12 protein-coding genes are annotated in these 13,709 nt (G+C 37.4%); 7 read left to right on the forward strand and 5 right to left on the reverse strand.

All coding sequences use genetic code 11. The features are described 5' to 3' along the window. Position 1: 1 nt before the first annotated feature. Both PSF09_RS19340 and PSF09_RS19345 read right to left on the reverse strand, forming a co-directional pair. Entirely contained in the window at positions 2-337 is a 336-nt protein-coding gene (locus PSF09_RS19340; protein ID WP_210838100.1) for a cupredoxin domain-containing protein, read from the reverse strand. Positions 338-432: 95 nt separating this feature from the next. After that, positions 433-990, reverse strand: a complete 558-nt coding sequence (locus PSF09_RS19345) for an iron transporter (protein WP_004913787.1) — start codon at positions 988-990, stop codon at positions 433-435. A 282-nt stretch (positions 991-1,272) separates the two neighbouring features. Here PSF09_RS19345 and PSF09_RS19350 point away from each other — a divergent pair, with 282 nt between their 5' ends. The 3 genes from PSF09_RS19350 to PSF09_RS19360 all read left to right on the forward strand — a co-directional run bounded on the left by PSF09_RS19350 (position 1,273) and on the right by PSF09_RS19360 (position 4,585). Beyond that, positions 1,273-2,202 (forward strand): DUF7916 family protein, encoded by a 930-nt coding sequence (locus PSF09_RS19350; protein WP_272684362.1) that lies wholly within the window; start codon positions 1,273-1,275, stop codon positions 2,200-2,202. A gap of 191 nt (positions 2,203-2,393) precedes the next feature. Further along, on the forward strand, positions 2,394-3,728 hold the full coding sequence (gene rimO / locus PSF09_RS19355) for a 30S ribosomal protein S12 methylthiotransferase RimO (RefSeq protein WP_210838103.1): 1,335 nt from the start codon (positions 2,394-2,396) through the stop codon (positions 3,726-3,728). A 215-nt stretch (positions 3,729-3,943) separates the two neighbouring features. Further along, the gene (locus tag PSF09_RS19360; RefSeq protein WP_272666496.1) at positions 3,944-4,585 is read left to right on the forward strand and encodes a helix-turn-helix domain-containing protein; all 642 of its coding nucleotides are present in this window, start codon (positions 3,944-3,946) and stop codon (positions 4,583-4,585) included. A gap of 614 nt (positions 4,586-5,199) precedes the next feature. On the opposite strand, the gene PSF09_RS19365 is transcribed toward PSF09_RS19360, so the two are convergent. After that, positions 5,200-5,829: a response regulator transcription factor gene (locus PSF09_RS19365; RefSeq protein WP_272666497.1), complete on the reverse strand. Its 630-nt coding sequence runs from the start codon at positions 5,827-5,829 to the stop codon at positions 5,200-5,202. 472 nt (positions 5,830-6,301) lie between these two features. On the opposite strand from PSF09_RS19365, the gene PSF09_RS19370 reads away from it, so the two are divergent. Beyond that, a complete protein-coding gene (locus PSF09_RS19370) occupies positions 6,302-7,297 on the forward strand; it encodes a LacI family DNA-binding transcriptional regulator (protein ID WP_272684363.1) in 996 nt (331 codons plus the stop codon). Positions 7,298-7,327: 30 nt separating this feature from the next. Here PSF09_RS19370 and PSF09_RS19375 read toward each other — a convergent pair whose 3' ends face one another. Further along, positions 7,328-8,782 carry a glycoside hydrolase family 32 protein gene (locus PSF09_RS19375; RefSeq protein ID WP_272666498.1) on the reverse strand — a complete coding sequence of 485 codons (1,455 nt, stop codon included), beginning with the start codon at positions 8,780-8,782 and terminating at the stop codon, positions 7,328-7,330. Positions 8,783-8,985: 203 nt separating this feature from the next. Here PSF09_RS19375 and PSF09_RS19380 point away from each other — a divergent pair, with 203 nt between their 5' ends. The 3 genes from PSF09_RS19380 (at position 8,986) to purT (ending at position 12,333) form a co-directional block, all read left to right on the forward strand. Continuing rightward, on the forward strand, positions 8,986-9,933 hold the full coding sequence (locus tag PSF09_RS19380; protein ID WP_272684364.1) for an aminoimidazole riboside kinase: 948 nt from the start codon (positions 8,986-8,988) through the stop codon (positions 9,931-9,933). A gap of 170 nt (positions 9,934-10,103) precedes the next feature. Further along, positions 10,104-11,030, forward strand: a complete 927-nt coding sequence (gene rarD / locus PSF09_RS19385) for an EamA family transporter RarD (protein WP_272666500.1) — start codon at positions 10,104-10,106, stop codon at positions 11,028-11,030. Positions 11,031-11,154: 124 nt separating this feature from the next. After that, complete coding sequence (gene purT, locus PSF09_RS19390; RefSeq protein WP_210839645.1) at positions 11,155-12,333, forward strand: formate-dependent phosphoribosylglycinamide formyltransferase; 1,179 nt, start codon at positions 11,155-11,157, stop codon at positions 12,331-12,333. A gap of 69 nt (positions 12,334-12,402) precedes the next feature. On the opposite strand, the gene PSF09_RS19395 is transcribed toward purT, so the two are convergent. After that, positions 12,403-13,641: a hypothetical protein gene (locus PSF09_RS19395; RefSeq protein WP_272666501.1), complete on the reverse strand. Its 1,239-nt coding sequence runs from the start codon at positions 13,639-13,641 to the stop codon at positions 12,403-12,405. Between the last annotated feature and the right edge of the window lie 68 nt (positions 13,642-13,709).

Below are 13,709 nucleotides of genomic sequence, written 5' to 3' on the forward strand. Positions count from 1 at the left end.
TTTATTTCGCAATGATCTCGCCTTTGGGGTGAGAAAGATGGAAGTCATCAAAAAAAGTATATGTGCCAGGTTTCAATGGCGCGATAACAACAACAGAGCTTGCACCTGGGGCTAAAACTTTTTCTTTTCTTAATTGAATACTTTCAAATTCTGCGGGCTCAGTGCCTGTGTTGGTAATTTTAATGCGGATAATCGTTTTTGCAGGAACTTCAAGAACACGCGGGATAAGATCACCATTTTTCATTTCTAATTCGACAGTATATTTTTCTGCAGCAAATGAAGGTAGGGGAATTATTGTACAAGTGATAACCAGTAAAAAGCTCAGTAATGTTTTCATTTTGGCTTGGTTTATCCTTTTATAACGACAAACAAAAAAGGGCTTATGCAAGAAAATTTCCTTGGTTAAGCCCTTAACTAATTTAGGTTAAAAAATTAGTAACTACCTTTACGGCCAACACCTGCGTAGTCAAAATCCCAAGAAACTTCGAAAGGTTGGAACCAAGGGGCCACACCCGTTTCTTTATCAATATGACGGCCAAAGGCAACATCTTTATTGTGTGATGGCGGGTAAATTTTATAGGTGACACGGTATTTACCATTGCCATCTAATTTGATGTTTTCACCATAATGAGGGCCATCACTTGCCACCATAGGCATAAATGTGCCTGTTTGAGTTTGTGGTTTATCACCAAGTTTAGTGACTGAATATTCAATGGTTAGGTAAGGGATCCAATCGCCTTCTGCAAAGCCATTTGGGTTATCTTCAACAGCGTGAATATCTGCTTCTAAGTGGACATCTGCTTTATCTGCAGCTAAGTGAGACATCGCATGATGGCCTTCTTCGGTATCCATTGTAATTGGTTGTAGGTAAACACCTTGGATTTCCATTCCGTTTTTGATCACAGGGTGACCGAGAGGGTACTCTTGAGCTAATGCTGAGATTGAAAACAACGCGAGACCTGAAACAGCAGCTTTATAGGCGAGTTTCATTATTTTAGTCCTTACCATAAGTGATATAGAGCTGTAATGATAATCATTACTATTACTAAAAAACAAGAGGTAATTTACGATAAGTAAATTACTAGTCGCTAAAAATGTTTGTTTTTATATAAAAATCTAAGTGTTAGAAAAAGTTATTATTCTTTAAAAAATAACTTGCTAATAGTGTGTTCTATTAGGCAGTTTATTATTGTCTACATGATATATTTTGAAGGTGTGAATTTTATTGCGAAAGAACACTTCATTCATTTTGTTGAAAATAAAGGTATAGCCATGCAACGACGTTATCTTGATTGCTCTGCTTCAGAAATTGTAAAACTCAATAAAAAGAGCCTATTAGAATCAATTAAAGCAAGTGAAGGGCGAATTTTGGTTTCTGAAACCATAGGCACAATTCAACCCGTATTAATGACGGTGACAAATGCTGAATTAGCCGCAAGCCAAGGTGCAGACATTTTATTATTGAATGTTTTTGATGTTAATCAACCGATTATGCAAGGCCTACCCGAAGGGGTTGAACCTGAGGAAATCATTCGCACACTTAAGCGTTTAACGGGACGAGCAATCGGTGTGAATTTAGAGCCTGTACCTGAGGGCTTTAATAATCCGACACAAGATGCGCAATGGAAAATGTCAGAAGGGCGATTAGCAACAGTCAAAAATGCCCTTAAATTAAAAGAAATGGGTGCGGATATTATTGTTCTAACGGGGAACCCTGGCAATGGAGTAACTAATCAGGAAATTAACCAGAGCCTTAAAGAGCTTAAAGCTGTTGTGGGTGAAGATATTGTGCTTATTACGGGAAAAATGCACGCTGCTGGTGTTTTAAATGCTTCGGCAGAGCAACTCATCACGGAAGATGATATTCGTACCTTTATTAACAATGGTGCGGATATTATTTTGCTCCCTGCTCCGGGAACGGTACCTGGGATTTCATTAGAATTTGTGCAAAAAATGGTAGGTTATTGCCATTCCCAAGGCGTGATGACAATGACGGCGATTGGCACTTCTCAAGAAGGTGCAGATTTACAAACTATTCGGCAAATTGCATTAATGTGCAAAATGACCGGGACAGATTTACACCATATTGGTGATTCAGGTTATAACGGAATCGCATTACCTGAGAATATTTTAAATTATAGTATTGTTATCCGTGGTGTTCGTCACACCTATTCACGTATTGCTCGTTCGGTTAATCGCTGATTGACATTCTTAGGTGATTTTTACAAAAATGGTTTGTAGAAATCGCCTAATTAACACAAATTTTTTCTATTATTCTCGCGTTAAATACAGATTATTTTCGATAAAAATTTATACAATTCCCTCAATTCTTCAGGTAAAATTTCGCCCATTTTTCTAAAACAATATTTATAACACAAAAAAAGAAGTGAGTTATGTCGCAAAATACTAATCCGGTGCCAAAAATTGGCTTCGTCTCTCTCGGCTGCCCGAAAAACCTAGTTGATTCAGAACGTATTTTAACTGAGTTGCGCACTGATGGTTACCAAGTCGTTCCTAGCTATGATAATGCAGACTTAGTCATTGTGAATACGTGTGGGTTTATCGATAGCGCGGTGCAGGAATCACTAGAAGCGATTGGGGAAGCTCTGAATGAAAATGGCAAAGTAATTGTCACAGGGTGCCTTGGCGCGAAAGAGAACCAAATTCGTGAAGTACATCCAAAAGTTTTAGAAATCACTGGCCCACATAGCTATGAGCAGGTACTTAACCATGTGCACCACTATGTTCCAAAACCTGAACATGATCCTTTCTTGAGTTTAGTTCCAGAACAAGGGGTAAAACTAACTCCAAAACATTACGCTTATTTAAAGATTTCCGAAGGATGCAATCATCGTTGTACTTTTTGCATTATTCCTTCTATGCGAGGGGATTTAGATAGCCGCCCAATTGGGGATGTGTTAAATGAAGCTAAGCGTTTAGTCGCTTCAGGGGTAAAAGAGTTACTGGTTATTTCACAAGATACCTCTGCATATGGTGTTGATGTTAAAAATAAAACGGGTTTTTGGGATGGGCAGCCTGTAAAAACTAGCATGGTGGGGTTATGTGAACAACTTGCTTCACTGGGCGTATGGGTACGTTTACATTATGTGTATCCTTATCCGCATGTTGATGATGTCATCCCTTTGATGGCAGAAGGTAAAGTTTTACCTTACCTAGATATTCCGCTGCAGCATGCAAGTCCCAAAATTTTAAAGTTAATGAAACGCCCTGGCGCTGTAGAAAGAACACTTGAGCGAATTAAACGTTGGCGTGAAATTTGCCCTGAACTCACCTTACGTTCAACATTTATTGTGGGGTTTCCTGGTGAGACAGAAGACGATTTTCAAATGCTACTCGATTTCTTATCGGAAGCTAAGTTAGACCGAGTAGGCTGCTTTAAGTATAGCCCTGTCGAGGGGGCGAAAGCGAATGAGCTGGCGGATCAAGTCCCTGAGGAAATTAAAGAAGATCGTTATCATCGTTTTATGCAATTACAACAACAAATCTCTACACAGCGTTTACAAGATAAAATTGGTAAAGAAATTTTAGTCATTATTGATGAAGTTGATGATGAGGGTGCTGTTGGCCGTAGCATGGCAGACGCACCAGAAATTGATGGTATGGTTTATCTTAATGGTGAATTTGGTGTTAACGCAGGGGATATAGTGAAAGTATTCGTTGAGCATGCAGATGAATATGACCTGTGGGGAAATATTGTCACTTCTTAAGTGAATCAGAGCGTTTTAAACGTGTAAATGGCTAACTTAGGTAAATTAAGTTAGCCATTTTGTTTTTTACCATATTGATTTACTGCTTTTAATTGTGAAAAATTGATGTGGATCAATTGGTTTAAATCTATCAATTAATAACTTGATCTAGAATATAATAATTAAATGGAAAATTGACATAATCAGATAACTCTTATCGAAGAATAAGGATAACTATGTCGATTCATTTAATATTTCCAACTACAACACCTGTAAAAGAAAGTATTTATAATTCAGATGATTATAAATATATTGTAGAGCTTACTTATACAACTATTGAAGGCGGATTAGCCTCATTACATGATAATAATATTCGAAGCTCTCTGATTAGCTCTGATGGAAAAACACTTTGGCTTAGTCATGAGTTGGGTGGCAATTTTGAGATAGCAACCTTATTATCTGATAATTTAACTTATGGAGCACAGGCTAAGTTGTATGCCGCGCCAATCGAATTACATGGGATTTTTTATTATCTAGCTCCAGTGTATTCACATGCTGGAGAGCCAGTTCTAGTTGTTGCTTTATCTTCAACTCAGAAGAACTGCAATATTTTGTTTGCACTTACGCAGGCTTTAGCAAGGGAAGCGAGTGGGAAGTTGAAGTTTCACTATTATAAACAAGAAATTTTTAGGGAAAATAAGGTAGAGCAACGACTCGCTAACTTGGATATTCATTCAGTTGAGAAAGCTTTGATTATTGAAGTGGCGCAGGCTTGTGAAGGTAAAATTCAAAAAATGCATAAAGTCCTTAATATGGGACGGACAACGTTATGGCGCAAACTAAAGCAGTATGAAATTAACATTAAAGACTACAAATAGCTTCTCTCGTATGCTTTGGGCCGCAAAAAAAAGCGCTTTCGCATGTTTTTGTGGGCAACAACAAAAAAGCATAAAAACAGCGAAGCGCGAAAAATTTACCAACATTTTGAACGACAGTCGATAGATAAATAAAGCGTAATCTATCTGCTTGTGTCGTTACTTGATGTATCGAGAAAAGAAAATGAAAACGATGCTCATTATGCTTGAGTTAGGTAAGTTGGTATGTCGTTTATAGCCCTATTTTTTTAGATTTGTGATGGATAAATATCGATGAGAAAGCGCATTGTCTTACTAAAAAATGGTGTGATAACTGCACTATTATTTTAAATGATATTTCAGTAACACAAAAAAGTATTATTTTATTTTGCAAGTATTAGTAGTTATTATTACGAGTGGAATTATCAATTCACTTAGGTTTCTTTAGTCTGTGATAGAGTAGAGCTATTGTTTATCACTTATAAAAACAAGTTATTATTTCAAAATTGACAGAATTTTTATCTATATTTATCTAAATTATAGTGTCTTTGGCATTTTTTAGGTAATTAGTTTCTGATGGCTTAGAATCAAACCACCAGAAATAATAACGCTATAACAAGATGAGCATATCATATAAATTAAATATATTTAGGATAGGTATTAATATATTCGTATTCTTGAATAAGTTGTGGTAGTGATTTAATACCTAGTTTCGTATAAATGTTAGAGCGATGAACTTCTACAGTTCTTGGTGATAGTGACAGTTTTTCAGCGGTTTCTTTACTAGTATTACCTTCTAATATCATATCCATAATCTCTCGTTCTCTAACCGAAAGACGGTTAAATTTATCAGAGAGGTAGGTATATTTCTTATACTTTTCATGCATATTTAAAAATAATTCTGTTGCGTTGCTGATGGAGTTTAGAATTTCAATGTCCTTGAAAGGAAAAGGGAAAAAATCAAAAGCTCCAGCTTTAAAACTCTCACGGCACAAACTGATAGAAGGCTCTTCAGCAAGCACAATGAATGGAACAATACCAAATGAATTATTTATATTGTTTAATCGACTAATACGATTTTCATCATTGTTTAAGAATAATAAAATACATTCTTTTACATTACCCTCACTAGGGTAAGTATAATTACTCATAAACACTTCTTCGTTATTATAAAATCTAAAGATAAAACCAAAAGATTCCATCATTAGTTTCAGTTTATTCTTAAAGACATTATCACTTTCTACGATTACGTGAATGGTGTTATTCATCACCATACTCCTGTTGAACTGATTTGATATTCATACGAATCTGATTAAATACGTAGATAAATAAAGTGAAATTATAATTTCACAATAATGTTTTCTACTGATCGTTGTTCTTTTTATTAGTGTATTACTGACCTTAATTTATATTAAAAACATCATCTAGTTAAATTTAATATAAAAATAGAAACAATAGTTAAAGTTTGTGTCATTGGGTAATATTCGATTAATGACGTGTAACATGTTAGGTGAACTTACTTATTAAATGTGTTTTTTAACATAAAGTAATAGATAGAAATATTGTTAAAGCTAATCAATAATATCTTAAATCATTAGTCATAAAAAGTCTTAGATGTACACTTTATGCTGTTTTCTTAGGTGATAGTACTTAACTTGTGAATTGACGAAGATTAAGTGCTTTTTATATTTAACATGCTAAAATTTATTCTTACCTAGGTTTGATGAGTGAATATACTTAATGGCTTCTTTAAAAGACGTAGCTCGGCTTGCAAATGTTTCATTGATGACAGTATCACGGGCAATTAATAGCCCTGAATTACTCAAGCCTGAAACCTTGAAACAGGTCCAACAAGCTATTGAGTCACTCAATTATGTTCCTGATTTTTCTGCACGTAAGATTAGAGGAAAAAGTTCTAGGGTTTCGACAGTTGGCGTTTTGGCTCTTGATACAGCAACAACTCCGTTTTCTGTGGAAATCATTCTTTCAATAGAGCAAACCGCGAGGCAATTCGGCTGGAGTAGCTTTGTTGTTAATATTACCTCCAGTGAAGATAGTGAAAGAGCTGTCCGACAATTATTATCCCAGCGGCCAGATGGTATTATTTATACTACGATGGGGCTTCGAGAAGTGACTATTCCTGAAGGATTACATAATAATCGTTTGGTTCTTGCTAATTGCATAGATAAAAAAGGGCAGTTTCCAGCTTATGTACCGGATGACTTTAATGGTCAATTGAATGCAGTTAATCGCTTAATAGAGAAAGGGTATCGGAATCCTCTTTGTCTTTATATCCCGCAAGAGACACTTGCTGGAAAAACGCGCCGTGAAGCGGTGGAATCTGCATGGGCAACGGCTAATTTACCGCTAGCATCGCTTCAGCAATACCATTTAGAGCTAGGTGATGAACACTATTTAGATGTTATAGCTTTAATTAATAGTCATTTTAAGAATAAAAAACCGGATTTTGATGTCATTATTTGTGGAAATGACCGTATTGCATTTTTAGCTTACCAAGTACTGCTTAGTCGTGGTTTACGTATCCCACAAGATATCGCAGTACTTGGCTACGATAATATGATAGGTGTCGGAGAGCTATTTTACCCGCCATTAAGTACGGTTGTGTTACCGCACTATCAGTTAGGTCAACAAGCCGCTTTGCACATCATAAAAGAACGGCAGCAAAATAGTGTTGAATATGTTGCTTGCGACTTGTTAGAACGTAATTCTTTTTAGTTTCGCCGAGAAAGCAAATCGAATGGACAGTTATTCAATCGCTTTCTTGAGTTCCCAATAAATCGCTTTTTCTAGTTTAGCCTGGTGATTTATTGCAAATAATCTTAAATCTCGTTCACTTTGGTGTGGGTAGATACGGCAACTAAAATTGAGTTCACCATCATTAATAAATACTTCCAAGCTAGAGTGGTCGATAAAAGCATTTATTTTAAGTTGATGACCTTGGGGTATCGGAGCACAACGATTATCACTAATTGTATATTCAGGGTAATGACGCATTAAGGTTAATTGCTGATTTTGGTTATCAACATAGAACTGCACGCCGTATCCAATCCAAAAGCCAAATTTTTCAGCCGGGCTTTGCTGTAAATCCCAAATAAGTTCTATTTCACAACTTGTCGCATTTTCATTCAACACTATGGTGCTGTTTTTGGCTAACATTGTTGCGGAAAAATGGCTTGCAGACTGGCGTAATGATTTCAATTCCTCTATAGGTTTAGAGATAATTTTACCTTGTTCATTCAGTGTTAGCTCTCTAGGTAAAGTAAAACACCCTGACCACCCATGTTTTTGTGTGGGCATATGACTTTCCCACATATCCATCCAAGCGATAGCGATACGACGACCGTCTTTAGCTAAAAAGGTTTGAGGTGCATAAAAGTCTTGGCCAAAATCAAGCTCAGTAAATGAATGTGAAATTTGATAAGGTAAATTAGGCGACCAATTACCAACCAAATAGCCATTTTGAAATAAATTTCGATATTGATAATTTTTTGCTTTTTTTCCTTGAGGAGAAAAGAGGGCAATAAATTTTTCGCCTAATGGAAAGAAATCAGGGCATTCCCACATATAAATATCATCGTCGTCAGTTTTTGCTAGGATTTGATAATTTTGATCCCAATTTAATAAGTCAGTAGAGTTGAATAAGAGGATTTGCCCTTGATCTTGAGAGTCTCTTGCACCAACCACCATCCACCATTTGCCATCTTGTTGCCAAACTTTAGGATCTCTAAAGTGCATATAGCCATCAGGGGAAGGAAGTACAACACCTTTCTTTTCGAAATGAATACCATCTTCACTGATTGCAACACACTGTGATTGGATGATTTGGCTGTCATCACCTGGATTTGCTAACCAGATATGGCCTGTGTAAAACAAATACAATTTGTTATCGTAACTAATTGCGGAGCCTGAGAAACAACCATCTCGGTCATAATCTTCACTTGGTGCTAACGCAATGGGTTGATGTTGCCAATGGACCATATCAGTGCTTGTTGCATGACCCCAATGCATGGGGCCCCAAATCGCACTAAATGGATGATGTTGATAAAATGCGTGGTATTGTCCTTGATGATAGATCAAACCATTTGGGTCATTCATCCAGCCTACATAAGGGGCAAGGTGGTATTGTGGATAGAACTGCAAGCTCATGCTTTCCCTTGCTGTTTTGATGGTTTCGTTGGCTAATTCAAGTTGTTTTTTCATTATGGCTTCCTGAACATTTTTCGATCGCGATAACAAAATGAGCGCATGAAATTCAATAATAGGTGCGTTTATTTGCTGGCTTCTTTATACTCAATGTTAACGTTAACAGTTTGCGTTTACTAGTTTTATTTTTATGAGTTGGTAATGTGTAATTTATGAATAGGAATAAAGGTTAAAAATATAAAATTCGCAAAGGAGATATAATGAAAGTTTGGGCATTAGGGGATGCAGTCATTGATTTAATTCCTCTTCAAAACATGCAATATGAAGCTTGTGCTGGTGGTGCGCCTGTGAATGTCGCCGCTGGGGTTGCACGCTTAGGGCAAAACAGTGGTTTTATTGGACGAGTCGGTGAAGAAGCTTTCGGGCATTTCATGCAAAAAACCTTATTTGATATAGGGGTTGATACTAGTGCGATGGAATTTGATGAAAAGTACAAAACAAGTACTGTTCTCGTCTCGTTGCATGAAAACGGAGAACGTGAGTTTTCTTTTTTAGTTTCTCCATCGGCTGACCAATTTTTAACGACAAATAACTTACCGCAATTTGGTAATGATATTTTGCATTTTTGCTCATTAGCTCTAGTGCATCATCAATGTAGAGCATCTCTATCGACAGCTATCGAACAACTAAAACTCGCTGGTGGATTACTGAGTTTTGATATTAATATTCGTCCTCAAATGTGGTCTGATCCCGATGAAATGCATCAAGTTGTTGATAATTTTGCAAAACGAGCGGATATTTTAAAACTTTCTGATGATGAGCTGCTGTGGTTAACGCAAGAAAGTCGTTTTGAAAATGCAATCGCCAAATTGCAAAGCTATCCTGCCCAATTAAAAATTGTTACTCAAGGGGCTAAAGGTTGTCAGGTGTTCACTTCTTCGGTTCAAATGGCCGTAAGTGCTTATTTAGTAGAAAGTATTGATACCACAGGGGCTGGTGATGCATTTATGGCGGGGTTGTTGGCGGCCATTTCACAATATGGGCTAGTCAACGAAAAAGAGGGGCTGATGAAGGTCATTTCGCAAGCTACTGCTTGTGGTGCATTGGCGACAACCAAAAAAGGTGCTATTGCCGCAGCGCCAACACAAGAGGAATTATGTGTATTTATGCAGCAGCAACCACCATTACATCAGCGTGATGTTTTTTGATGAAGATATATGCAGCGAGTAAATAAAAGGTAGCGATATAGTTACCTTTTATTTTAAGAATACTTGATATAATTCAACCTATATTATGATGTTGATAAGTTTTATTTTTTGCATTTTGGCGTATGATAAGTAGCTAATATTATTTAATCAGATTTTATTGTGGATAAATTATGTTGCTTCGCTCGGGAGTAGCTCTTGCTATTTTTTCCTATATCTTATGGGGAATCACACCATTATTTTACCGTTTACTTCCCGGAGCGGAACCTTTAGAGCTACTTGCAGAACGTCTTATTTGGTCTGTGCCTATACTTTTTTTTGTTCGCTTGATTATTAAAAATAAATCTTTATGGCGCGAGGTATGGTCTGATAAACGGTCGATAATTCTGTGTTTATTTAGCTCGTTGGTTATGGCGATATCTTGGACAACATTTACCTACGCATTAACTCACGGACAGGTGTTAGCCGCGAGTCTTGGGTACTTTATTAACCCATTATTCTCTATTCTACTTGGTGTTTTATTCCTTCGTGAACGGCTTGTTTTTGCAGAAAAAATGGCTGTTATTTTTATTTGTGCGGGGGTCGGTTACCAAATTTGGCAGTATGGCGAATTACCTATTTTAGCGTTAGTCATGGGGAGTGCTTTTGCGGTATATGGATTAATCCGTAAATTTATTCGATTTGATGTGATTACGTCTTTATTTCTAGAAGCGCTTTGGTTGCTGCCTATTGCAATAGCAATCTCTTGGTGGTTAGCTTCTAATGGTTTAAGTGCCGTGGCCCAAGGGGATTGGCAAATAAAAGTTCTTTATATGTTAGCGGCTCCAGTCACGATCATTCCTTTGCTCTTTTTTACCGCGGCAATTAAACGAACGTCATTAACAGTGATCGGTTTAGCACAATATATAGAACCAACAATTCAATTCTTATTAGCCGTATTTTTATTTAATGAGCTATTTGATTGGGTCAAAGGCATTAGTTTTTCACTTATTTGGATTGGTTTAATGTTTTGTGTGTTAGCTATCATGCGCAAACAGTATATTAAATTTTCTCATAAAGAACCCTTTATTACAGGGCGTGACAAAACACCATTAAATTAAATAATTAATCATATTATCAACAAATTATAAATTTTTTGTCTTATGGTATTTTTTTCCTTGATAGTAAAGGCAAACGATTGCGTATATAATTGGCAGCAACTTTTTGTCAGTAAGGTTATCAATCATGAATCAATTAGGTACTGCGCTGTGTAAATCAGCAACAAAAGTGATGTTATTAGGTGCTGGAGAGTTAGGCAAAGAAGTTGCGATTGAATGTCAACGCTTGGGCATCGAAGTTATTGCGGTTGATCGCTATGATAATGCGCCAGCGATGCATGTTGCACACCGCAGTTATACAATAAACATGCTTGATGGCGAAGCGATGAAGCGAATAGTTTCAATTGAAAAACCCGATATTATTGTGCCTGAAATTGAAGCGATTGCGACACAGGTATTAATGGAACTGGAACAACAAGGACAAAAAGTAGTTCCATCTGCGAAAGCGATTGTTCTTACTATGGATAGAGAAGGGATCCGTCGTTTAGCTGCAGAAGAGTTGAAGTTGCCAACATCAGAGTACCAATTTGTAGACAGCAAATCCGATTTTATCGCAGTAGCAGAAAAAATCGGTTTTCCTTGTATTGTTAAGCCTGTGATGAGTTCGTCAGGGAAGGGGCAAAGTGTGATCCGTTCTCGAGACGAATTAAATCAAGCTTGGGATTACTCACAGCAAGGTGGTCGAGCAGGTCAAGGCCGTGTAATTGTTGAAAAAATGGTTAATTTTGATTTTGAAATCACATTGTTAACGGTTAATGCGGTGGATGGCATTCACTTTTGTGCGCCAGTAGGGCACCGACAAGAAAAAGGGGATTATCGCGAGTCTTGGCAGCCACAGTACATGAGTGAAGTGGCGTTGAAAAAAGCGCAAGATGTTGCTGAGAAAATTGTTACCTCTTTGGGGGGCTACGGAATATTTGGTGTTGAATTATTTGTGTGTGGTGACGATATCATTTTTAATGAAGTTTCGCCTCGTCCCCATGATACAGGCATGGTGACGCTGATTTCACAGAGTTTATCTGAATTTGCCTTACATGTTCGCGCATTTCTTGGCTTCCCAATCGGTGTGATTCGTCAATATGGGCCGAGTGCTTCAGCGGTTATTTTACCCAATTTACAAAGCCAAAATGTGATCTTTTCAAATATTGGCGCAGCGTTGGGGGCTGATACGCAATTACGGTTATTTGGTAAACCTGAAATTGCAGGAACTCGCCGGTTAGGTGTTGCTTTGGCTATTGCAGATTCGATTGAAAGTGCATTAAAAATGGCGAAAAAAACCGCGAATACAGTGCATGTTTCTGGCTGACTTCAATGATATTAGCGCTCAATGACTTTAAGTGACTGAGCGCTAACAGAGTAAATCAATGACGATGATTTACTCTAAGAAAAACGATACATCAATGCTACCGCGATAACTACCTGCTCTAACACTACCATTGTGGCATAGGTTGAAGTATAAGTTCTTTTTCAAATTAGTCGTTGTGATATCCCCTAATTTGACTCGCTCATAGTATCTGATACCATCCGGGTTACCATTGCGGCAGATGTCAGATGAAGGCACGGTTTGGGAAGCCACAATATATGGCCGTTCGGTAGTTTCAGATGAGCTACCCGAGACTAAATCCAACGCCATCCCAGCTAAATTAGTGCCTGCCGTGGTACCTGTACTATTTTGCCCATATAATTGTTGGTTTGCTGATAACACCATCAGCAATTTACCCGTAGTTACACAGTTAATACTCATACTGGCAGGGCGTGTTTCCAGTAATGTATTTTGTTTATAGCCCGCTAGCTGGGTACTAAAGATAATATTAGTACTTGTGATCGGGGTGACAGTACAAGAATCCAATGCTTCAATACTGAGTGTGCTGTCGGCCAGTAACTGAGTATCCGCATGAGCGAAACCCATATAGGAGTAAATTGAACCTTGACCAAATATGAGTTGTTCATCGGTTGATAATCGATAACGTCCTTTAACTACCGCTGTGGGCCCACCTGACTGAGAACTGGCAAACGCTGAAAAGCTCGTAATATCGGCGCGAATATACCCCGTAGGAGTCCCCAACGCTTGAAAGTAATTATTAATTGGTGTAGAGCTGTATTCCAATCCCCAAGCTAAATCCCCACTGGATTTTAAATTTCCCGCAATTTGTCGTGATTGTTTTAAGGTGGCCGTTTTGATAACAGACTCATAGCTTGAGTTTTTATAAGAAGTCGATACCGTACCATTGAGTAATAAAACGATAATTCGGCTACTATCATTCTCATTAATTAAGCGAATACCTGGCGCACCTTCATATTTTGGGAAATTAGATAGGATCGTATTATTTCTCATAGTAGAAAATTTAAGATAGGTATCGTACTTAGGTAACATGGGGTAGTTAACATTGGGATCACTTAATGGATAGGTGAATGGGCTTAGATACCGTGCATGAGTATTCAAATAAGCACTACGGTTCGCGGGATATAACTCCCCTAAATAACCCGTTTGACCCGCTCTAACTGTTAATTTATCCCCAGCAGCTGAAGCTGTAAATGCACCGCCCAATAATAATGCACAAGAAAGACTTGAGCATAAGTAACGGAAAAAAATAGAAGAATGGTACTTTTTCATAGTTATGCCTTTTATAAAACGGAATTGAGTAATCTTATGGCGACAATTACTGGCACTGTGTATTTAAA

It is taken from the genome of Providencia sp. PROV141 (assembly GCF_028481645.1).
GTDB classification, from domain to species: domain Bacteria; phylum Pseudomonadota; class Gammaproteobacteria; order Enterobacterales; family Enterobacteriaceae; genus Providencia; species Providencia rettgeri.